General features: G+C 32.2%; 22 protein-coding genes. 13 read left to right on the top strand and 9 right to left on the bottom strand.

The window, feature by feature from the left end:
- Positions 1-16: 16 nt before the first annotated feature.
- The 3 genes from JOOMADRAFT_RS09620 to JOOMADRAFT_RS09610 are packed head-to-tail and all read right to left on the bottom strand — an operon-like array spanning position 17 to position 2,170.
- A complete protein-coding gene (locus JOOMADRAFT_RS09620) occupies positions 17-367 on the bottom strand; it encodes a carboxymuconolactone decarboxylase family protein (protein ID WP_008612864.1) in 351 nt (116 codons plus the stop codon).
- The gene (gene tatC / locus JOOMADRAFT_RS09615) at positions 360-1,205 is read right to left on the bottom strand and encodes a twin-arginine translocase subunit TatC (RefSeq protein WP_008612863.1); all 846 of its coding nucleotides are present in this window, start codon (positions 1,203-1,205) and stop codon (positions 360-362) included. Before tatC ends, JOOMADRAFT_RS09620 begins: the two co-directional genes overlap by 8 nt.
- Positions 1,205-2,170, bottom strand: a complete 966-nt coding sequence (locus tag JOOMADRAFT_RS09610; RefSeq protein WP_008612862.1) for a KpsF/GutQ family sugar-phosphate isomerase — start codon at positions 2,168-2,170, stop codon at positions 1,205-1,207. The genes tatC and JOOMADRAFT_RS09610 overlap by 1 nt, the downstream gene beginning before the upstream one ends.
- Positions 2,171-2,256: 86 nt before the next feature.
- Between JOOMADRAFT_RS09610 and recQ the strand changes: the two genes are divergently transcribed.
- Complete coding sequence (gene recQ, locus JOOMADRAFT_RS09605; protein ID WP_008612861.1) at positions 2,257-4,458, top strand: DNA helicase RecQ; 2,202 nt, start codon at positions 2,257-2,259, stop codon at positions 4,456-4,458.
- 4 nt (positions 4,459-4,462) lie between these two features.
- Here recQ and JOOMADRAFT_RS19685 read toward each other — a convergent pair whose 3' ends face one another.
- From JOOMADRAFT_RS19685 to JOOMADRAFT_RS09590, 3 genes are read right to left on the bottom strand one after another with little or no spacing between them, the layout of a single operon-like run.
- The gene (locus JOOMADRAFT_RS19685) at positions 4,463-4,858 is read right to left on the bottom strand and encodes a gamma-glutamylcyclotransferase family protein (protein WP_008612860.1); all 396 of its coding nucleotides are present in this window, start codon (positions 4,856-4,858) and stop codon (positions 4,463-4,465) included.
- A 3-nt stretch (positions 4,859-4,861) separates the two neighbouring features.
- Positions 4,862-5,362, bottom strand: a complete 501-nt coding sequence (locus JOOMADRAFT_RS09595) for a GNAT family N-acetyltransferase (protein ID WP_008612857.1) — start codon at positions 5,360-5,362, stop codon at positions 4,862-4,864.
- Between the two features lie 38 nt (positions 5,363-5,400).
- A complete protein-coding gene (locus tag JOOMADRAFT_RS09590; RefSeq protein WP_008612855.1) occupies positions 5,401-6,459 on the bottom strand; it encodes a S66 peptidase family protein in 1,059 nt (352 codons plus the stop codon).
- Positions 6,460-6,932: 473 nt separating this feature from the next.
- On the opposite strand from JOOMADRAFT_RS09590, the gene JOOMADRAFT_RS09585 reads away from it, so the two are divergent.
- From JOOMADRAFT_RS09585 to JOOMADRAFT_RS09550, 8 genes are all read left to right on the top strand, one after another.
- On the top strand, positions 6,933-8,264 hold the full coding sequence (locus tag JOOMADRAFT_RS09585) for a 2TM domain-containing protein (protein WP_008612850.1): 1,332 nt from the start codon (positions 6,933-6,935) through the stop codon (positions 8,262-8,264).
- A gap of 10 nt (positions 8,265-8,274) precedes the next feature.
- Positions 8,275-8,586: a 2TM domain-containing protein gene (locus JOOMADRAFT_RS09580; protein WP_008612849.1), complete on the top strand. Its 312-nt coding sequence runs from the start codon at positions 8,275-8,277 to the stop codon at positions 8,584-8,586.
- A gap of 11 nt (positions 8,587-8,597) precedes the next feature.
- Entirely contained in the window at positions 8,598-8,918 is a 321-nt protein-coding gene (locus tag JOOMADRAFT_RS09575; protein WP_008612848.1) for a 2TM domain-containing protein, read from the top strand.
- Between the two features lie 21 nt (positions 8,919-8,939).
- Positions 8,940-9,695, top strand: coding sequence for a LytR/AlgR family response regulator transcription factor (locus JOOMADRAFT_RS09570; protein WP_008612847.1), 756 nt, complete (start codon positions 8,940-8,942; stop codon positions 9,693-9,695).
- Positions 9,696-9,938: 243 nt separating this feature from the next.
- Positions 9,939-10,484: a hypothetical protein gene (locus JOOMADRAFT_RS09565; protein WP_008612846.1), complete on the top strand. Its 546-nt coding sequence runs from the start codon at positions 9,939-9,941 to the stop codon at positions 10,482-10,484.
- A complete protein-coding gene (locus JOOMADRAFT_RS09560) occupies positions 10,456-11,292 on the top strand; it encodes a tetratricopeptide repeat protein (protein WP_008612845.1) in 837 nt (278 codons plus the stop codon). The genes JOOMADRAFT_RS09565 and JOOMADRAFT_RS09560 overlap by 29 nt, the downstream gene beginning before the upstream one ends.
- 138 nt (positions 11,293-11,430) lie before the next feature.
- Complete coding sequence (locus JOOMADRAFT_RS09555) at positions 11,431-12,573, top strand: vWA domain-containing protein (protein WP_008612844.1); 1,143 nt, start codon at positions 11,431-11,433, stop codon at positions 12,571-12,573.
- A 153-nt stretch (positions 12,574-12,726) separates the two neighbouring features.
- Entirely contained in the window at positions 12,727-14,190 is a 1,464-nt protein-coding gene (locus tag JOOMADRAFT_RS09550; protein ID WP_008612843.1) for a sigma 54-interacting transcriptional regulator, read from the top strand.
- Positions 14,191-14,382: 192 nt separating this feature from the next.
- On the opposite strand, the gene JOOMADRAFT_RS09545 is transcribed toward JOOMADRAFT_RS09550, so the two are convergent.
- Together JOOMADRAFT_RS09545 and JOOMADRAFT_RS09540 are read right to left on the bottom strand one after the other, a co-directional pair.
- Positions 14,383-15,312: an alpha/beta hydrolase gene (locus tag JOOMADRAFT_RS09545; protein ID WP_008612842.1), complete on the bottom strand. Its 930-nt coding sequence runs from the start codon at positions 15,310-15,312 to the stop codon at positions 14,383-14,385.
- A 3-nt stretch (positions 15,313-15,315) separates the two neighbouring features.
- Positions 15,316-16,815: a M20 family metallopeptidase gene (locus JOOMADRAFT_RS09540; RefSeq protein ID WP_157136668.1), complete on the bottom strand. Its 1,500-nt coding sequence runs from the start codon at positions 16,813-16,815 to the stop codon at positions 15,316-15,318.
- A gap of 225 nt (positions 16,816-17,040) precedes the next feature.
- On the opposite strand from JOOMADRAFT_RS09540, the gene JOOMADRAFT_RS09535 reads away from it, so the two are divergent.
- The 4 genes from JOOMADRAFT_RS09535 to JOOMADRAFT_RS09520 are packed head-to-tail and all read left to right on the top strand — an operon-like array spanning position 17,041 to position 19,914.
- The gene (locus JOOMADRAFT_RS09535) at positions 17,041-17,583 is read left to right on the top strand and encodes a hypothetical protein (RefSeq protein WP_008612839.1); all 543 of its coding nucleotides are present in this window, start codon (positions 17,041-17,043) and stop codon (positions 17,581-17,583) included.
- Entirely contained in the window at positions 17,580-18,437 is an 858-nt protein-coding gene (locus JOOMADRAFT_RS09530; protein WP_008612837.1) for an ABC transporter ATP-binding protein, read from the top strand. Before JOOMADRAFT_RS09535 ends, JOOMADRAFT_RS09530 begins: the two co-directional genes overlap by 4 nt.
- The gene (locus JOOMADRAFT_RS09525) at positions 18,434-19,264 is read left to right on the top strand and encodes an ABC transporter permease (RefSeq protein ID WP_008612836.1); all 831 of its coding nucleotides are present in this window, start codon (positions 18,434-18,436) and stop codon (positions 19,262-19,264) included. The genes JOOMADRAFT_RS09530 and JOOMADRAFT_RS09525 overlap by 4 nt, the downstream gene beginning before the upstream one ends.
- Positions 19,261-19,914, top strand: a complete 654-nt coding sequence (locus JOOMADRAFT_RS09520) for a hypothetical protein (protein ID WP_008612833.1) — start codon at positions 19,261-19,263, stop codon at positions 19,912-19,914. Before JOOMADRAFT_RS09525 ends, JOOMADRAFT_RS09520 begins: the two co-directional genes overlap by 4 nt.
- Before the next feature lie 56 nt (positions 19,915-19,970).
- On the opposite strand, the gene JOOMADRAFT_RS09515 is transcribed toward JOOMADRAFT_RS09520, so the two are convergent.
- Positions 19,971-20,267 carry a hypothetical protein gene (locus tag JOOMADRAFT_RS09515; RefSeq protein WP_008612832.1) on the bottom strand — a complete coding sequence of 99 codons (297 nt, stop codon included), beginning with the start codon at positions 20,265-20,267 and terminating at the stop codon, positions 19,971-19,973.
- Positions 20,268-20,294: the final 27 nt, after the last annotated feature.

The following is a 20,294-nucleotide window of genomic DNA, read 5'->3' as shown; positions in this document are numbered from 1 at the left end:
ACAGTTTAATATAGGTTTAGGAATCTTTATTTTCTAGCGCATCCCAAAACTCATATGCTTTTCTTAAATGTGGAACAACAATTGTTCCGCCAACAAGGGTTGCAATTCCTAATGCTTCTACTACTTCCTCTTTGGTTAGTCCTTCTTTATAACTTGTTTCTAGATGGTATTTTATACAATCATCACAACGCAATACTGCAGAAGCTACTAAACCTAATAATTCTTTAGTTTTTACATCTAAGGCACCTGCCATGTATGCATTGGTGTCTAAATTAAAGATTCGTTTTATTAATTTATTATTGTCTTCTAGAATGCGGTCATTCATTTTAGAACGATACGCATTAAAATCATCTACAATATCACCCATTTTTAGTTTTTTCTTTCTTTAGTTTACGTTCTTCTCTTTTAAGTACTATTTTAGAGATATAAATACTTACTTCATATAAAATTACAATCGGAATTGATACTACAATCTGACTAGCAACGTCTGGAGGGGTTATTACTGCGGAAAGTATTAATACAATTACAATGGCTATTTTTCTATATTTTCTAAGGAAATCTGGCGTTACTAATCCTATTTTTGTAAGGAAATACATTAAAATAGGAAGCTCAAAAATAAGTCCGCAGGCAATTACTGAAGATCGAATTGTTGAGATATAAGAAGATAAATCGATATCGTTAAATACTTCTTCACTAACATGGTAATTTGCTAAGAAATTTATAGAAAGTGGAGAAATAACATAGTATCCAAAAAGAACTCCTGTAAAAAACAGGAAAGATGCAATTATTATAAATCCACGTGAGTTGTTTCGTTCTTTTTCATAAAGTCCAGGACTTATAAAGCGCCATAATTCCCATAAAATATAAGGGAATCCAATTATAAACCCTGCCCAAATAGAGGTCCAAATATGTGCAGAAAACTGTCCAGCCATCTCTCTACTCTGAATTCTAAACTGTGGCCCTTCACAAAAAGATTCGTCCATTCCAAAATATCTTGAAATATTACAGAAGAATTTATAGGTAGGGAAATCTGCTTTTTTGGGGCCAAAAAGGATGGTGTCAAATATAAAATCTTTAGCTATAAAGGCTACAATCCCAATAATCATAACTGCTAGAACAGCTCTAATTAGGTGCCATCTTAATTCTTCAAGGTGGTCAAGAAAAGACATTTCTTCTGTTTCACCAGTTCCAATTTGTTTTGTCATTATAAAATTCCTTCTTTAATTAAGTCATGAATATGGATTACTCCAAAATAGTCTCCGTTTTTTTCTACTAGTAACTGAGAGATTCCAAATTGATCCATAATATCTAGGGCGTCTACTGCTAACATATCGCAGTTGACAGTTTTTGGATTAACTGACATAATGTCTTTAGCATTTAATCCATTTATGCTATCATACTTTCTTAGCATTCTACGAATATCACCATCTGTAACGATTCCTACAATTTTATTTTGATTTATTACTGCAGTAACCCCCATTAATTTTTCTGAAATCTCCACAATAACGTCTCTAACATCTGCATTTTCAGTAACTTCAGGTTTAAGATTAACAGTAGCAATATCTTTAACCCTAAGGTAAAGTTTCTTTCCAAGAGCTCCCCCAGGATGGTATTTAGCAAAGTCCTTACTACTAAAGCCTCTAAGCTCTAAAAGGCAGATAGCAAGCGCATCTCCCATAACCATTTGAGCAGTAGTACTGGTAGTTGGCGCTAAATTATGAGGGCAGGCTTCCTTTTCTACATGTGCATTTATTATAAAATCTGCTTGCTGCGCTAGAAATGATTTTTTGTTGGAGGTAATTGCAATAAGTTTATTGGGACCTTCTTTAATAAATGGTACTAATACTTTTATTTCTGCGGTATTTCCACTTTTAGAGATGCACATAACAACATCGTCTTTTAAAATGGTTCCTAAATCTCCATGAATTGCGTCTCCTGCGTGCATAAAAACTGCAGGAGTGCCAGTAGAATTTAATGAAGCTACAATTTTTGTGGCAATTATGGCACTTTTTCCCACTCCGGTGACGATTACTCTACCTTTTGAATTGTATATATACTCTACTGCGTCAGCGAATTCATCATCTACAAAAGAGGCAAGGTTTTTGATGGCACTACTCTCGTTATCAATTACCTTTATTGCATTGGCTTTGATGACACTTTTAGTATTCAAATTTAAATTTTTTTAGAATTTGTAATAACTAAAGATTAATAGTATCTTTAGTAGTGCAAATGTATATAAAATAGTAAAACGAAAGGATGAGTTCAGCTGAAATTGACTTACAGGCAGCGCTTAAACAGTATTTTGGATTTAGTCAGTTTAAAGGTTTACAAGAAAAGGTCATAAAAAATATTATTAATGATCAGAATACGTTTGTTATTATGCCGACTGGTGGAGGAAAGTCTCTCTGCTACCAATTACCAGCGCTAGTTAAAGATGGGACAGCCATCGTAATTTCCCCCCTAATTGCACTGATGAAAAATCAGGTTGATGCTATTCGAGGAATTTCCTCGAATAAAGGCATTGCCCATGTTTTAAATTCTTCACTCAATAAAACGGAAGTTCGACAAGTAAAAGAAGATATTACAAATGGCGTTACAAAATTATTGTATGTAGCACCAGAATCTCTTACAAAAGAGGAGTATGTAGAATTTTTTAGAACGGTAAAAATATCGTTTGTAGCCGTAGATGAAGCCCATTGTATATCAGAATGGGGACATGATTTTAGACCTGAATACAGAAATATTAGAACAATAATACAGCGTTTAGGAGATGATATTCCAATTATAGCCCTAACAGCAACTGCTACACCAAAAGTTCAAGAAGATATTCTTAAAAATTTGGGAGTTAATAGTGCCGAGGTTTATAAGGCATCATTTAACAGACCAAACTTGTATTATGAGGTACGCCCAAAAACTAAAAATGTAGATGCCGATATAATTCGTTTTGTAAAACAGAATGAAGGAAAGTCTGGTATTATATACTGTCTTAGTAGAAAGCGTGTGGAAGAATTGGCTCAAACATTACAGGTAAATGGCTTGAAAGCCGTTCCTTATCATGCAGGTTTAGATGCCAAAACCAGAGCAAGACATCAAGATATGTTTTTAATGGAAGATACAGACATTGTTGTAGCTACCATTGCTTTTGGAATGGGAATTGATAAACCAGACGTACGTTTTGTAATCCACCATGACATTCCTAAAAGTATAGAAAGCTATTACCAAGAAACTGGTCGTGCTGGTCGTGATGGAGGAGAAGGACATTGTTTAGCATTCTATTCATATAAAGATATAGAAAAGCTAGAAAAATTTATGAGTGGAAAACCTGTAGCCGAGCAAGAAGTTGGTCATGCGTTGCTACAAGATATGGTTGCCTATGCAGAAACATCAATGTCTAGACGTAAGTATATTCTTCATTATTTTGGGGAAGAATTTGACGAGGTAAATGGAGAAGGCGCAGATATGGACGATAATATCCGTCATCCTAAAAAGAAACATGAAGCTAAAGATGATGTTGTTAAGCTTTTAAAAATAATTAAAAGCACCAAAGAGAAATATAAAGCTAAAGAGATTGTTAATACGCTAGTTGGAAAAGTAAATGCACTTATAAAGTCTCATAAAACAGATGAGCGTCCGTTTTTTGGAAATGGAAAAGAGCATGAAGCATCTTATTGGATGGCATTAATCCGTCAAGTATTGGTAACAGGGATGTTACGTAAAGAAATAGAGCAATATGGCGTATTGCATTTAAATGAAAAAGGAAATGAGTTTATAGAAAACCCAACTTCTTTTTTAATGACCGAAGATCATTCTTACACAGAAGCCAATGACGATACAATTGTTACAGCCGCTAAAGGAGGTGGGGCTGTAGCCGACGAGCAATTGTTGAAAATGCTAAAAGACCTTAGAAAACAACAAGCCAAAAAGCTTGAAGTTCCACCATTTGTTATTTTCCAAGATCCTTCTTTGGAGGATATGGCTCTAAAATATCCTATCAATTTAGACGAAATGAGTAATATTCATGGTGTTGGAGATGGGAAAGCTAAGAAGTTTGGAAAGCCTTTTATTGAATTTATTAATAAATATGTAGAAGAAAACGATATTATCCGACCAGATGATATGGTGGTAAAATCTACAGGCGCCAATTCTGCTTTAAAATTATATGTAATACAAAATGTTGATAGAAAACTTCCTTTGGATGATATTGCAGCTTCAAAAGGGTTGAAAATGGACGACCTTATTAAAGAGATGGAGCAGATTGTTTATATGGGAACTAAATTGAATTTGGATTATTGGATTAATGAAATTTTAGATGAAGACCAACAAGAAGAGTTACACGATTACTTTTTAGAGGCTGAAGACGATAAAATTTCAAATGCAATGGAAGAGTTTGATGGCGAATATGAAGACGATGAAATACGCTTATACCGTATAAAATTTATTAGTGATGTAGCCAATTAATTTTTTAGAAACTGTCTAAGTATTTTGAATAATCTCCACTTTCAATGCGTTTAAAACCATTAGGACATTTTTTAAAATGATAAACTGAGGCTTTTATTTGAGTAGTATGAACTTGAATAAAAGCCTCCTTTTTTTCGTAATAATTAAAAGTTGGGTCGTTAATACCTTCATAGGTGTCCAATGCAGAAATAACAGCTTCTATATTGGAGGTGATTTTATAAACTTCTCCATATATAGTATTGAAGGAATTTTCATCAAAAACAGCCCCCGGAAAACTTCCAAGGTCATAAATCTCTCCATTAGTAATTCCTTTTCCTATAAATGTGCTATTGTTTCTTAAAAATTCAGCAATAGAATTTTTAAAGTCATTCATTAAAGTTCCGTAAACAAAGACGTGCATATTTTAATTAGAGAGTTTGTAATAGCGGTCAATACAATTATCTTCTTCATTATAAAACTCTTTAATAAAGTTAAAAGTAGAATCGAGAATTCTAACAGAGGTAATATTGTTTTTATCAACGTAAGCTACAATTTCTTTTATCTTTTTAACCTCAAAAGCATATTTAATGAGTCCGTTAGTTACTTCTTTTCCATAACCTTGTTTCCAATATTCTTTTAGTAATCGGTAGCCAATTTCGTACTCATCTTTTTCATTTCTTACTAAAGCAATAGTTCCGATAAAATTGGAGGAAGATTTTAAGGTAATTGCCCAAACCCAAAAGTCGTTTTTCGGATTTTCATAGAATTTTAAAATATTCAATAAGTCTTTTTTATTCTCTTCCAAAGAATAAGTTTTACCCCCAACATATTTCATAACAGCTTGGTCGTTCTGCATTTTATGAAACAAGTCGAGATCCTCAAAACTAAGCGCGCGAACAGATAATCTTTGTGTGTTGAATATCATACACTAAAGGTATGATAAAATACTAACACTTAAAACGGTTAGGATACACTATTCTTTAATAATTCTAAACTGTAGTTTTGTGTGTTTAAACGAGCTTCAATTCCTACCGGAAGAGTAATGTTATGATCAACGTGTCCAATTGGGAAACCATATACACAAGGAATATTCATAGGTTTTAATCGATCTAAAATAACTTCTTTCAGACTAAAAGAATTAGCTCTTTTTGGGTCGTCACAACCTTTAAAAACTCCTAAAACAATCCCTTTGGCGTGCTTAAAAGTTTTAGAATCTAGAAGTTGGGTGAGCATTCGGTCTACACGGTAAGGGTCTTCATCAATTTCTTCAATAAAAACAATTTTATCCGTATAATCAACATCAAAATCGGTTCCCGTCATAGCAGAAAGTAAGGAGAGATTACCACCAACAAGCTTTCCTGTAGCCGTTCCAGAGGTAATTACATAATTCTCAAAAGTAGAATCTGCTAAGGTTTTGCTTGCTGGAAATGTTTCTGTAGCAAGCTGAATGCTATTATTTGTATGTTCAATTATTCGTTCTAATTGTGTTCTATTAAATTGATTATCCAGTGTAGTTCCAACAGGCCCATGAAAAGTTACAATCCCAGTTTTTTGATAAATACTGTTTACAAGCGCAGTAATATCACTAAACCCAAGTAATATTTTAGGATTTTGCTGAATGTAGTCAAAATTAATATCTTTTAAGATTCGAGTACACCCATAGCCTCCACGTGCACAAAAAATAGCATCAATAGCTGGATTTAAAAACATTTCATGGATATCTTCAACCCTAGCAATATCTGTATTACTAAAATATCCATAGTTTCCAGAAATCCTAGAAGTATAAAAAGGTTCATACCCCATGGCTTTTACATTGGTAATTGCATTTTGTAAAGCTTTATCAGAGAGTGCATATCCTGGTGCGATTAAACCTACTTTAGCCCCTTTTTTTAATTTCTTCGGAAGAATAACATTACTTTGAATAGGTTTAATAGTATTTTCTTGAGCAAAAATAGTTCCCACAGGAACAGCAGTAAGTGCGGATGCTTGCACACTACGAGTGATAAATTTTCTACGATTCATGCTTTAAAAAGTGTATTTAGATATTTCAAAACTACTTATTTTTTTTTGCTTCGTCCTTTATTTTTACAATTCATCTATAAAAATCAACAACTCGGAATGTTCTTTTTTATAAGAATGTTAAAATGTATCAATTTTGAACCTATATAACTAACACTAGAAAATTATGATACAATTGCTTTATTATTTTTTGTTACTTCTTTTTAGTTTGATTGATGTAGATGGGGCGTCAATCGAAGAAGTAGCAAACCATCAATCAAAAATCGAATCAGTAAGAATGAATCATCAAGAGAATGTATTTGTCTCATAAGAATACAGAATTAATCTCTCATAGAGGGTTTAATTTCTCAAAGCTTCTCCTGAGTTTGCCAAAGGATTCTGTATCGAAAAGAGTTGAATTTTTATAAGGAGTAATTAACTCTTTTTAGTTTTCATTAACTTTAAGCAAAACAAACAATACATTATTTAAACAGAAAATGATTACAATAATAAAAGAACTTGGCAGGGCATTTTTTTTGGGGGTGCTTATTTTTTTAATCCTCAATATCATTACGTTCGCAAACGAAGGGGTTATTGTTTTTAATCAAAGTTTGATAACTAAGTTTCTATACAATCAGCTTTATACCATTGTAATTTATCTTGGGAATGCATTTTTTATTAGGTTTCTTTTTAATAGATATGGAAAAAAAATATATTCCTTCCAGATTATTTTTCGTTTTGTATTAGGTTCGATGCTCATCACTTTTTTCTGCGTATTTGTATTAAATACCTTTATTTGGGTATTGGTGCATGGAGCATCGTTTAATCAAGCAATTGCAAACCAACACGTGGGAGATTTCTTAGGGCCAATGTTGATAGCACTTGTTGTTTCGTTAATTTTTACAGCATTCTTCTTTTATAAAAATAAGCAAGAGTCAAAAGTAAAAGAGCAAAAAGTAATTGCCGGAAGAGCAACAGCTCAGTTTGATGCTTTAAAAAATCAACTTGATCCACATTTTCTTTTTAATAGTTTAAATGTTCTTACAAGTTTGATAGAAGAAAACCCTAGGGGAGCCCAAAAATTTACAACATCGCTTTCAAAAGTATATCGATATGTGTTGGAGCAAAAAAGTAAGGAATTAGTTACCGTAGAAGAAGAAATTAATTTTGCTAATACCTATATAAGTTTACTAAGAACACGTTTTGAAGATAGTATTGTTTTTAATATTTCTGAAACTTTAATAAACAAAGAAGCAAAAGTAGTTCCGCTATCGTTACAATTGCTTTTGGAGAATGCGGTAAAACACAATCAAGTAAATCCTAAAAACCCATTAGAAATAACCATAACAGATGAGCATAATTATTTGATCATTTCTAATAACCTTCAGCCAAAATCGGTATTAAAAAGCAGTGTTGGAGTAGGGTTGTCAAACATTAAGCAACGGTATCATTTACTAACAACTAGAGATGTGGTTATTGAGAAAAATGCCACTCATTTTAAAGTAAAGATTCCAATGTTAACTAAACAAATAGCAACTTCAATGACAAAACAAGAAATATACATACAAGATAAACGCTACAAACGCGCAAAAGAGCGTGTAAATGCCATAAAAGGATTTTATGGAAACCTAACAGCTTATTTAATTATAATACCAGGTTTAGCATGGTTAAATTACCAAACAACCGATTTCCCATGGATTATTTTTCCTACACTGGGTTGGGGATTTGGATTATTAGCACATGGAATGGAAGCTTTTGGTTATAACCCATTATGGGGGAAACGTTGGGAAGAGCGTAAGATTAGAGAACTAATGGAGAAAGATATTTAATATTATAATTATGGAAAATTCAGAAAAGGATAATAAATATTTTCGTGCAAAAGAGCGCGTAGAAGAAATTAAGAAATTCTACAATGGTTTAACGTCCTATATTATAGTCAATATTTTTTTAGCAATATTGAATTATTGGTTAGATGGTTGGAATTATCCATGGTTTTTATGGTCGGCTGGACCATGGGCAGTAGGGCTTCTTTTCCAAGCTGCCAAAGTATATGGATGGAACCCTGCATTTTCAAAAGACTGGGAAGAGCGAAAGATTAAAGAATTTATGGAAGAAGATAACGAAACTAATACCTCCACTCGTTGGGAATAAAATATAAAAAAATGACAGTAACAGATCAAAACGAAAGATATAAATACGCAAAGGAACGAGTTAAACGCTTAAAAGGCTTTTACTGGCATTTAGCAATTTTTATAATAATCAACTCCTATATTTTAGTAAACATTTATATCTCTAGCTCTTATAATAATGAGGAATTTTGGAATTGGGCTACTTTTACAACATTGTTTTTTTGGGGTATTGGAATGGCTATGCATGCTTGGAAGGTTTTTGGAACCCAGTTTTTCTTTTCAAAAAAATGGGAAGAAGAGCAAATTGAAAAGTATATAAAAGAAGAAGAGTTTGAACGGCAAAAATGGGAATAAAAGCAGTATTATATAAATAATATGAACGTACTAATTATAGAAGACGAAGCGCCTTCAGCAAGGCGTTTACATAGAATGCTAAAAGACTTGGGGGTTGAAGTAGATAAGATTTTACACTCGGTTGAAGAATCTGTAAGTTGGTTTTCTGGCAAACCACATCCAGACTTGATATTTTTAGATATTCAATTGTCGGACGGACTCTCTTTTGAAATATTTGATAGTATCGATATAAAAAGTGCTATTATATTTACCACCGCTTATGACGAGTATGCCTTGCAAGCATTTAAACTTAACAGTATTGATTATCTTTTAAAACCAATAGATGAGGATGAATTAGCGTATGCAGTAGAAAAGTATAAAAACTTTAAACCTTTAAAAAGCGCTGTTCAGCTTAATTTTAATGATATTAAAAAGTTACTGGTAAACCCAATAGAACGCACTTACAGAAAACGGTTTACCGTAAAAGTAGGACAACATTTAAAATTAATTTCTTTAGAAGATATTGTTTGTTTTTACAGTGAAAATAAAGGGACTTATCTACATACCAATGAAAATAGAAGTTATCTAATGGATATTACATTAGAGGCTTTGCAGGAAGAACTTCCTCCAGATGAATTTTTTAGGGTAAGTCGTAAATTTTGTATCAATATAAATGCAGTAAAAGACATCATTAATTATACCAATGCCCGTTTACAAGTAAAAATAAATCATTTTAACGAGCAAGAAATAATTGTAAGTAGAGAGCGCGTTAAAGATTTTAAAGACTGGCTGAGCTAATCTCTCCTAGATGGTTTTATTTCTCCGAAGTCTATTTTGATTAATCGAAAGGTTTTGAGGCAAAATAGTAAAGTTGTTTTATTTTAATCCTTTATATCCTTGATTCTTAATATGGATAGTTATAAATTACCAGTTATTCGTTATTTATAGTTTTTATGAAATGCTATTAGCAGTTTATCAAACCTATATGTATGACATTTGAAGGTATTACTTCTGACTTTAAAAAGCGATAAATATTAATAGATGAAAAAATATAAAATCCTGAAGATAGTTGGAATAATTGTGCTATCGCTAATTTTTGTTGTCGCTATCGGTATTGGTTATATTTATTATAATTTTTATGGGAAATTCAATATAAATGAAGAAAAGTATCCTTATGCAATTGGTCATATTTATACTGAAGACATTCTAAAAAATAATTCTTTTGAGTTGTGTAAAGATGTTGGAGTAATAGGAACATATTGCAGTGCGGCTCCTAAAATATACAAAAACAACAAATACAGTTTCAAGCAAAAAATCAATTCAAATTATACAAATAAAGGGTATCTAGATACTGGATATCTAAATTTAAGATTTCATATAAATTGCAAAGGAGAAGTTGGGGATATGGAAGTAAATGAATTGAATTTAGAGTTTGAAAAGATAGATTTATCAGATGGGATGGTTGAGCAATTAATAACACTAACTCATTCACCAGATAATTGGAATTTATTTTACGAAAACGCAAATTACTATATGTATTTAATTTATAAGATAGAGAATGGAGAAGTTGTTGAAATTTTGCCTTAGTGGTTTGTTTGTTTTTCTCTGGAGTTGTACATCATCCAGTTATTCTGATTTAACGGTTGAAGAGCGTAAAGAATTAGCTGATGAAAAATGGGAATCAAATAAGCCTATACAAGGAAGTCCCGCTTCACAAACTCTTTTGGATGAAATAATAGCACTCGATTCTTTACACTGTGATGCAATTCGAGAAAAATCTGTTCCTTATTTAAAACGTGGAATGGCATACCAATGGAAACCATTATTTGACAAGGCTATAGCGTGCGACCCAAATACATGGCAACCCATGCGTGGATATTTGTATTTATACTTTTATAGAGATTATAAAAAAGCTATTATAGATTTTAATGCAAGTGATGTTTTAACACCTAATTTTGTGGACGCTCCTCAAGGGCATAGTGTAAATTATTGGAGAGGGATAGCTTATATTGGTCTTAATGATTATGAAAAAGCACTCGATTTTTTTACGAAGCATATAGGTATTGAACTCAAAACATTAACCGAAGATTGGATTGAACCATCTGCTTTTTTATATCTAGGAATTGCTCAGTACGAGTTAGGACAATTGGAGATGGCGGAGGTTAACTTTAATAAAATGCTGTTGTATAATAAAGGACTTAGTGCAGATGCAAATTATTATTTGGCTACAGTTTATAAGGATAAGAACGAGAAACAAAAAGCGTTAACTTATATAAAAAAAGCAATTGCTAATTATGAAGCTGGACATTTTCGTTCTAGACATTATGTAGAAGAAATCAGACAAGTTTATATGGAGCAATTAATAGCACTACAAGAAGAAATTAAGAGGCTTTAATCCTTGAGAGACTTATTTCTGCTTTGTGTAGACAGAAATAGACAGCGTTAATTGTAAGTGTATTTTTATCAAAACTATAACATTTTAAATAAGCTGGATCTTTATAGTCTCTATAAAAATGATTAATTTTATGGAGCTATGAATAAATTAAAAAGAAAAGGTTTTGTATTTACTAAATATGAAGCTCCCGAACAATCTCCGTTTGATAAACTCTTCGAAATCTTTAAGGAATTAATTACACATACTTCTGGAGATTTTGATGAAGCAATAGATTGGCTGCGTGAACTGGATGTTGAATATCAGCTCACGGATGCCGATTATACAATTGATGATTTTATTGAAGACCTTAAGAAAAAAGGATTTATTCAAGAAGAAATTGACCCTAATAGTCAAGGAGGCGGTAATGGTGATGTTGAAGGGAAGTTTTCAATTACCGCAAAAACAGAGCAATTAATTCGGAAACATGCCTTAAATCAAATTTTTGGAAAATTAAAGAAAAGTGCAAGTGGAAATCACCGTACCAAACACACGGGAAGGGGAGATGAGCATACGGGCGATTTTAGGAGTTATCAATTTGGAGATGCTTTAGAGCGTATTTCTATGACGGAAAGTATGCGAAATGCCCAAATAAATAATGGACTGAATAATTTTACCTTAAATGAAAGTGATTTAATAGTTGAAGAAACGCACTACAAAGCTCAAATGAGTACCGTGCTCATGATTGATATTAGTCACAGTATGATTTTATATGGGGAAGACAGAATTACCCCTGCAAAAAAAGTGGCAATGGCATTAGCCGAACTTATTACCACAAGATATCCAAAAGACACCCTAGACATTATTGTTTTTGGAAATGATGCTTGGCCAATTTCTATTAAGGATTTGCCTTATTTAAAAGTAGGGCCTTATCATACAAATACTGTAGCTGGATTACAGTTGGCTATGGATATTCTTCGCAGAAAACGTAATGCTAATAAACAAATTTTTATGATTACCGACGGGAAGCCGAGTTGTATAAGGCAGTCCAATGGCGATTATTATATGAATAGCGTAGGATTAGATACTTATATTGTTGATAAATGCTATAATATGGCGCAACAAGCTCGTAAGCTTCATATTCCTATAACTACTTTTATGATAGCTCAAGATCCTTATTTAATGCAGTTTATCCGTCAATTTACAGAAGCTAATAAGGGGAAGGCATTTTTTACAGGATTACAAGGTTTAGGAGAAATGATTTTTGAAGATTATGAATCCAATCGTAAAAAGCGAATTCGGTAAACTAAATTAGAAGAAAAAAACAATAACCTCAGGGAAATTTTTGAGGAAGGTAAATAAAAAATTAATAGTATTCAATATAGTTTTCCTAATTAGGTTAAGCTTGCGAGAAGTTAACCCTTTCAGGAAAAATCAAGATAAAGGAATAGATAAGACATGCAAATACAAAAAATAAAAACGCTAGGGGAGTTACTCCGTTCTGATTATAAATCGAAAAGTATAAAAGACGAATTACGAGATAATCTCATCCAGAAAATAAAGAATAAAGAAACTACTTTTGAAGGCATTCATGGCTATGAAAGTACGGTAATTCCTGAATTGGAACGTGCTATTCTTTCAAGACATAATATTAATTTATTAGGACTTAGAGGACAAGCAAAAACTAGGTTAGCACGCCAAATGGTAAACCTATTGGATGAATGGATTCCGGCTGTAAAAGGATCAGAAATTAACGATGATCCATTAAATCCGATTTCTAGATATGCTAAAAAAGCAATTGAAGAACATGCCGATGATACAAGAATTGTATGGGTTCATAGAAGTGAACGTTTTTATGAAAAATTGGCAACTCCAGATGTAACTGTAGCCGATTTAATAGGAGATGTTGACCCGATAAAAGCAGCTAATTTAAAACTTTCTTATGCCGATGACCGTGTAATTCATTATGGAATGATACCACGTGCCAATCGAAGTATTTTTGTAATTAATGAGCTCCCCGATTTACAGGCTCGTATTCAAGTTGCCTTGTTTAACATTCTTCAAGAAGGAGATATTCAAATTAGAGGTTTTAAGCTGAGGTTGCCGTTAGATCTTCAGTTTATTTTTACAGCCAATCCTGAAGATTATACCAATAGAGGAAGTATTGTAACCCCATTAAAAGATAGAATTGGGTCGCAAATTTTAACACATTATCCTGAAACTATTGAAGTTGCTAAGAAAATAACCAAGCAAGAAGCCAAATTAGAGGAGGAGCAGAAAAGTAATATTTATGTTTCTGAAATGGTATATGATGTATTGGAGCAAATTGGTTTTGAAGCTCGAAATAGTGAATACATAGATAATAAGAGTGGAATAAGTGCGCGTTTGAGTATTTCGGCTTTTGAAAACTTGATGAGCACAGCAGAACGTAGAATGTTGCGTAATGGAGAAAGTAAAACGAGTATCCGATTGAGCGATTTTATGGGGGTTATTCCTGCCATTACAGGAAAAGTAGAATTAGTATATGAGGGAGAGCAGGAGGGGGCTGCTTATGTAGCGCATCAGTTAATAGAAAATGCTATTAAAACAATATTCCCTCAATATTTTCCAAAAATAGATAAATTAGAGCGTCCCAATGCGCCAAGTCCATATGATGATGTGGTAACATGGTTTTTTGAAGGTTCTGGCTTTGAACTATTAGATGATGTTTCTGATGAGGATTATAAAAAAACATTAAATGATATTAAACCATTAGAGGATTTAATACAAAAACATCAAGCCGATATAAATAAAGAAGATGCATATTTCTTAAAAGAATTCCTTTTATGGGGATTAGTAGAGTTTAAAAAGCTAAGTAAACACCGTTTTACAGAAGGGTATCAGTTTAAAGATCCATATGGAAGCTATATAAGCGGATTGTAAATGATAAAAGCCTCGAACCTTAGTGATTCGAGGCTTTTTTTTAAGATGCTTTTAATTCCTCATAGAGAATAGGGTCTAATTCCCAAGCCTGTTCTGAGTTTATTGAAGGGCTCTGCGTTGGAATGAGTTAATTTGTTTCCTTTGAATGTCTAGTGGGCTTACCAAAGGGAGTTAATTTCTCTTAACTAGCATTTATTTTTCGTCTAAAAAAATAAGCCATTCATTTAATCTGTCTGTCCAACTTTTAAGGTGATTATTTTCCAACCCCAGCCCGAAACCATGTCCTCCAGTTGGGTATAAATGCATTTCAGAAGGAACATTATTTTCTTTTAAAGCCTTATAAAAATCCAAACTATTCTCAACAGGAACGCCGCCATCGTCTGCGCTATGTACAATAAAAGTAGGAGGAGTTTCTGAAGTTACTTGTAGTTCATTAGAGTATTTTTCTATAATTTCCTCGCTTGGATTATTACCTATAAGCGCTTTGCGAGATCCCATATGGGTATATTTTTCTTTCATTGTAATTACAGGATACATAAGAATCATATAATCCGGACGCGCACTTATATTTTTATAAGGGTCGTTTGGAATTTTTGTATCCGTATTATAATGAGTTCCTAGTGTAGAAGCTAAATGCCCTCCAGCAGAAAATCCCATAATACCTATTTTATCTTCATTTAAATTCCATGAAGTAGCATTTTTACGTACAATCTGAATGGCTCTAATGGCATCTTGAAGTGGAGCTTCACTTTTATTAGTTACATTATTGGCAACAGGAAGTCTATATTTTAACACAAATGCGGTTATTCCTTTTGTATTAAACCATTGAGCTATTTCTGTACCCTCCCAATCGTATGCTAACCCGTGGTAACCTCCGCCTGGACAAATAATAACCGCTTTTCCATTAGTATTTCTTTTGGAAGGAAAATAAGCTTCTAATGTAGGTTTTTGAACATTTGTAATCCATAGAATTTCATTTTCTTCCTGCTTTTCATCCTCTTTAGTATTTGTACTATTTGGGATTTCTCCTTCATATAAAGGAATTATTTTTTGTTGCGCTAGCGTCGTTTCAATAGAAAATAGAGAAAGGAAAAGTATAAAATAAGGTAGGCAAATTTTCATGGTTTAGTTATCTTTTGATTTATCATTTAAATTAAAAATTAAGAATTTCTTTTTTTCTTTCTCCTTATTCTCTGTGATGCATTCCTCAATAAAATTTGTATATGTTTCTTTTCCTTTATGAAGTACACCTCTTGGAATGCGTTCATTTTCACTATGGATATTATCGAGGTAACTCATATCTAAGCTAATAGGAACAGTAGTGTAAGTGGCTATACCTTTGGCTCTAAAAACCCCAGCATCACTTGTGTTGGGTAATAAAATAGTAATTACATCATTTTCAGGATACGTCTTTGAAATAGCAGTTTTTAAGTTTTTATAAAAAATACTTTTATCGTCAGAAGATTTCATTTTAGGCATGGAATAAATAGTGGAGACCTCAATATCGTCATTATCTAGACGTTTTTTTAAATTGGCTAGAAATTTATCTTTATTAGCTTCTGGTAATAGCCTACAATCTAATAAAGCTGTTACCTCGCTTGGAATTACGTTAACAACATCGTTATTACTTTCAAGACTTGTAAGAGTAATTGTATTAGAAAAAACAGAAAATAGCTCTGGTTGTTTCCTCAGTTGTGGAGTAATAAACATTCTAAATATTTTAGGATGCCTCATAGCAAAACCTGTAAGTCCTTTCTCTAATTGTCCAATATCTTTAAGCATTTTAATATTTAAATCTGTATAAACTGCTTTTTGATGTTTCCCCAATAAATTATCTAAAGCCTTTACCATTTCTCTATTGGCATAGCGTAAAGGAGTTACCGAACCATGAGCTGAGGTATTTATTTTTAAAGTTAATTTTAACCACAAAGCTCTTTTATGAGCAACCGAAATTGGAAAAACAGCAGTGTCGGGTCTGGTTTGTAAAGCTCCTTTAATGGCTGGAGGGCCTTCTCCAATTACTACTGCTGGGTTGAGCAAATCTAAGTAGTTTTCGATAACGTATTCTGCGCCTCCTCTGCATTGAGTTTCTTCGCATGAAACAGCTAAGAATGTTACATTATATGGGAGTTGTTGCCCTTTGTATTTGTTCATTATCTCTACCAAACTAAATAATTGCATAATCGCGTTTCCTTTATTATCCCAAGAACCGCGACCCCATATTTCGGTGTCAGTAATTTTTCCAGAATAAGGAGGGTATTTCCATTTGGATAAATCGCCTGCAGGAACAACATCAATATGATTTAGAAAAACAATGTTTGGAAGTTTACTAGAAAGAGGATAAAGTGAAGCTGTAAAGTTGTATTGTGCATCTTTATTTCCCATTTGTTGGATATGCAAACCACTGTTTTTACAAATGTTCTTTAGCCATTCTCCAGCTTTTTTTTCTTCCCCGCTAACGGAGGCAAATTTTATATATTCACTTAAATAGCGCTCTATATTATAATTGTTTAATTGACCAAAAGGCAGGATAGAATCGGTGTTACTTTGTTGCTGTGAATAGCTATAGTGAATTGTAACAATTATGTAAATTAAGCTAATAAAAGCTCTTAATTTTGGGTGCATATTCTCTTTGATAGTTTGAAACAATATATTGATAAAAAATTGTTTTTTATAATGAAATTAGAGTTTAACAGGATTTTATTTTAAAACCTCACTCTTTATAGTAGGAATTCTCTTTCTTGAAAATAATTTTCTATTAATCAAAAATAATAATTCAATTACGTATGAATTGTTATCTTTGATAGTGAATAATGTTGTCTTTTTGTTGATTATAAACTAAAGTATATCTTGTCTTTTAAAGCGCTTCCGTTACAACCCCACCCAATTATTTCTTATTTAAGAGTAGGAAGGTTATTGTATTTATCTTTATTTCTTTTTGTACTTGAATCTTGGATCTACTGGAAGTTTTTACAAGAATCATTACAAGGTTCTTCTTTGATTTGGAAGTTATTTTGGATCTGGTGTTTTCTATTTTCTTTTATTCATATTTATTTGGTAATTATGGATGGTTGGTCTAGATATCAAAATTATAAAAGAGCAAAAGATCAGTTTTATAGGTATGGTTTTAATGCGAGAATTGCAGAGACTTATTTAGGTTCTAAATGCCAGCGCATGGCTGCAGAAGTTGCTGCTGAAGAGCTGGGAATAGAAGAAAATTTAAAGGCATATTACCATTCTAGAGGTGTAAAATGGTATCATTTTATTCCTTATTTTATGGTAAGAGAGCCTTTGTTTTTATTTAGAAAAAGCTTTTGGTCGCGTACTTTTCTTGAAAAGAATTATGAATCAAAATTTGATTTTAGAAATCTACAATTAGAAACTGATTTATGATAATATCTGCAGAAAGAATTTCTAAAAAGTACGGAAAAGTAGTCGCTTTAAAAGATGTAAACATTTCATGTAGCGCTGGAGAAATTGTAGGGTTACTTGGCAAAAATGGTGCGGGAAAAACAACCTTATTTAAAATTCTCTTTGGATTGGTAAAACAAGATAGTGGGAGCTTAAAAATTTATTCTGAAAAAGAAAAACCTTTGGGTGGAATTATAGAAAAACCTGCATTATATGAATACCTTAATGCAAAGGAAAATATTAAAGTGTTTTCCAAAATCCAAGGATTAAACTTTGGCAAGGTAGAAATAGAAGAAAGCTTACAAAAAGTAGGATTACCATTAGATAGAACCGACCCAGTAAAGAATTTTTCTATGGGAATGAAACAGCGTTTAGGCATAGCCATTTCCTTGCTTAATAATCCAGAATGTTTAATATTGGACGAACCCTTTTCTGGATTAGATCCTATAGGAATAAAGGCTATTAGAAAGTTAATTTTAGAATTGGTAACCAAAGAAAAAATAGGAATAATAATAGCCTCTCACCTTATTGAAGAATTAAGTAAATTGTGTGATACACTCTATGTAATCAATAAAGGTGCTATTATAAGCAGTGGAGAAACCCAAAAAATAATAGCAGAGAATACAACTTCGTTCACCGTGTATGCTTCGGGGATTGAAAAATCAACTGCTTTAAAACAGTTTTCTTCAGTAATAAAAAAGAATAGTGCAACGGTTTTAATTTCTCAGCAGGAAGTGCCATATTTATTACAACAATTAACCGAAGAGAATATTTATATAACTGCATGTGTGCCAGAAATTAATTTTGACAACTTATTTGAGTCAGCCAACCTATGAGAAACCTTCTTGCCACAGAAATTTATAAGCTTTTAAAACAGAGTAAAACGTATTATGCGTTAGGAGCCATTTTTTTAATTGAGTTATTGGTATTGATTGGTGCCTATTATCAAGGAGCTACAATTATAGATATATTATTAAGTAATTTAAAAGATTCGTTTTTTTTTGAAGAAAATCTTTTAAACGGAAATCTTCTAATCTATTTAATCCTCAATACACTTTGGTTTCATTTGCCACTTATTTTGATGATTATCATTTCTGGAATGTTAACTACAGAATATAAAGATAATACCATACAAACAGTAATGTTACAACCTGTTGAGAAATGGAAGTTTATCCTCAGTAAGTATATTGTAGCTATATTCTTCACACTTTTGGTTGTGTTATTAACAGCTATATCTTCTTTTATTTTATCATATGCACTCTTCGGAAAAGGAGATTTAATAGTGTATTTGGGAAATCTCAATTTCTATAAAGCCTCGGATGCTCAATATAGATTACAATTAGCTTTTATTGCGGGAATGGGGTCTATGGTTTTCTTTTCTGTGGCGAGTTTAACAATAGCAGTCTTATTTAAAGAAGCCACTAAAACATGGATTATAGCAGCACTTTTTTTGATCGTAACTAATTTATTACTGAAGTTTGAAGTAGCTAATGTTTTTTATAATGAATGGTTTTTTCCTAAACTGAATAATTCATGGCAATACTTTTTTTATGAAGAAATTCCGTGGGAAATAATTTATCATAATACGCTGGTGTTAGGTTTGTATACAATTGCTTTTTTAGTTGCTGGTGTTTTAATTTTTAATAAAAGAGATATAGGATGAAGCAAAAACTATTGTTTTTTATATACCTATTTGTAGGACTTAATTTTGTGATTGCTCAAGAAATAGATAAAGATTTATTGTTAATAAAGGAACGCTTAGATAGTATACAGGGCTTTCAAGCAAAAATGCAATTGGATGTGGATATTAGTTTTATAAATATGCCTACAAAGTATGCCGATATATACTTTGAAAAAGGAAAGGCCATGCAGTTTGAATCTGAAGATTTTATAATGGTTCCAAAGCGAGGGTTGGATTTATCGATGCAGCAATTATTTAAGTACCCTTTTATTACTGTAAATAGAGGAGTGGAAGAAGTATCTGGTGTCCAAGCAAAAAAAATAAATATTATTCCTACAGATAAAAAGGCAGATTTTGCCATTGCAACTTTATGGCTTGATACCAGTTCAAAGCGAATAAAAAAATCTGAAATTAGTACCAAAAAAGATGGAACTTTTACTGTTTTAATGGATTATAATGATACTGAAGATATATTGCCAAAGGAAGTTATTATCAGTTTTGAAATTGAAAAAATAAAACTTCCTATCCAATATTTGGCTAAAAACATGGAAGTTGATAAAAAAGAAATGAGAGAAATGGATGTAAAGTCTGGAAAGATAATTTTAAAAATAAACGATTATAAAATTCAATAGAAAAAGTGCCTTTTCAAAATTGAAAAGACACTTTCCTGACTACCTAAAACAGATTCTTATTGTTCTATCCACTCACCACTTTCATTAGCAAAAAGGTTTCCAGTTTGGTCTCCCATTTTTACTTCTAATTTATAGGTGTTTTCTTCATTCACATATGCTTTAGTAATTTCTGCCCCTGGATAATCCGCTTTAAGTGCTTCTTGAATTGCTTGTGGAACTTCTGCTACTGCTATTTCTTTATAATCGTCTTGCGTTACAACAATTTTAGTGTCGTTATTTGCTGTTGCAGGAATTGCTGCAAATGCTGTTAAACTTCCTAATGCCATTGCTGCTACTAATATTACCTTTTTCATGATTTCTAATTTTAAATTTTAAACTTT

Origin of the sequence: Galbibacter orientalis DSM 19592, assembly GCF_000260115.1 — a bacterium.
GTDB lineage: Bacteria > Bacteroidota > Bacteroidia > Flavobacteriales > Flavobacteriaceae > Galbibacter > Galbibacter orientalis.
The sequence above is the reverse complement of the archived record's forward strand: the minus strand, read 5'-3'. Positions and strand labels throughout refer to the sequence as shown.

Excerpts from the sequence above, each read along its gene's own strand:
- JOOMADRAFT_RS09620 (WP_008612864.1), bottom strand. The coding sequence starts at position 367 with ATGGGTGATATTGTAGATGATTTTAATGCGTATCGTTCTAAAATGAAT.
- tatC (WP_008612863.1), bottom strand. The coding sequence starts at position 1,205 with ATGACAAAACAAATTGGAACTGGTGAAACAGAAGAAATGTCTTTTCTT.
- recQ (WP_008612861.1), top strand. The coding sequence starts at position 2,257 with ATGAGTTCAGCTGAAATTGACTTACAGGCAGCGCTTAAACAGTATTTT.
- JOOMADRAFT_RS19685 (WP_008612860.1), bottom strand. The coding sequence starts at position 4,858 with ATGCACGTCTTTGTTTACGGAACTTTAATGAATGACTTTAAAAATTCT.
- JOOMADRAFT_RS09595 (WP_008612857.1), bottom strand. The coding sequence starts at position 5,362 with ATGATATTCAACACACAAAGATTATCTGTTCGCGCGCTTAGTTTTGAG.
- JOOMADRAFT_RS09590 (WP_008612855.1), bottom strand. The coding sequence starts at position 6,459 with ATGAATCGTAGAAAATTTATCACTCGTAGTGTGCAAGCATCCGCACTT.
- JOOMADRAFT_RS09585 (WP_008612850.1), top strand. The coding sequence starts at position 6,933 with ATGATTACAATAATAAAAGAACTTGGCAGGGCATTTTTTTTGGGGGTG.
- JOOMADRAFT_RS09580 (WP_008612849.1), top strand. The coding sequence starts at position 8,275 with ATGGAAAATTCAGAAAAGGATAATAAATATTTTCGTGCAAAAGAGCGC.
- JOOMADRAFT_RS09575 (WP_008612848.1), top strand. The coding sequence starts at position 8,598 with ATGACAGTAACAGATCAAAACGAAAGATATAAATACGCAAAGGAACGA.
- JOOMADRAFT_RS09570 (WP_008612847.1), top strand. The coding sequence starts at position 8,940 with ATGAACGTACTAATTATAGAAGACGAAGCGCCTTCAGCAAGGCGTTTA.
- JOOMADRAFT_RS09565 (WP_008612846.1), top strand. The coding sequence starts at position 9,939 with ATGAAAAAATATAAAATCCTGAAGATAGTTGGAATAATTGTGCTATCG.
- JOOMADRAFT_RS09560 (WP_008612845.1), top strand. The coding sequence starts at position 10,456 with ATGGAGAAGTTGTTGAAATTTTGCCTTAGTGGTTTGTTTGTTTTTCTC.
- JOOMADRAFT_RS09555 (WP_008612844.1), top strand. The coding sequence starts at position 11,431 with ATGAATAAATTAAAAAGAAAAGGTTTTGTATTTACTAAATATGAAGCT.
- JOOMADRAFT_RS09550 (WP_008612843.1), top strand. The coding sequence starts at position 12,727 with ATGCAAATACAAAAAATAAAAACGCTAGGGGAGTTACTCCGTTCTGAT.
- JOOMADRAFT_RS09545 (WP_008612842.1), bottom strand. The coding sequence starts at position 15,312 with ATGAAAATTTGCCTACCTTATTTTATACTTTTCCTTTCTCTATTTTCT.
- JOOMADRAFT_RS09540 (WP_157136668.1), bottom strand. The coding sequence starts at position 16,815 with ATGCACCCAAAATTAAGAGCTTTTATTAGCTTAATTTACATAATTGTT.
- JOOMADRAFT_RS09530 (WP_008612837.1), top strand. The coding sequence starts at position 17,580 with ATGATAATATCTGCAGAAAGAATTTCTAAAAAGTACGGAAAAGTAGTC.
- JOOMADRAFT_RS09525 (WP_008612836.1), top strand. The coding sequence starts at position 18,434 with ATGAGAAACCTTCTTGCCACAGAAATTTATAAGCTTTTAAAACAGAGT.
- JOOMADRAFT_RS09520 (WP_008612833.1), top strand. The coding sequence starts at position 19,261 with ATGAAGCAAAAACTATTGTTTTTTATATACCTATTTGTAGGACTTAAT.
- JOOMADRAFT_RS09515 (WP_008612832.1), bottom strand. The coding sequence starts at position 20,267 with ATGAAAAAGGTAATATTAGTAGCAGCAATGGCATTAGGAAGTTTAACA.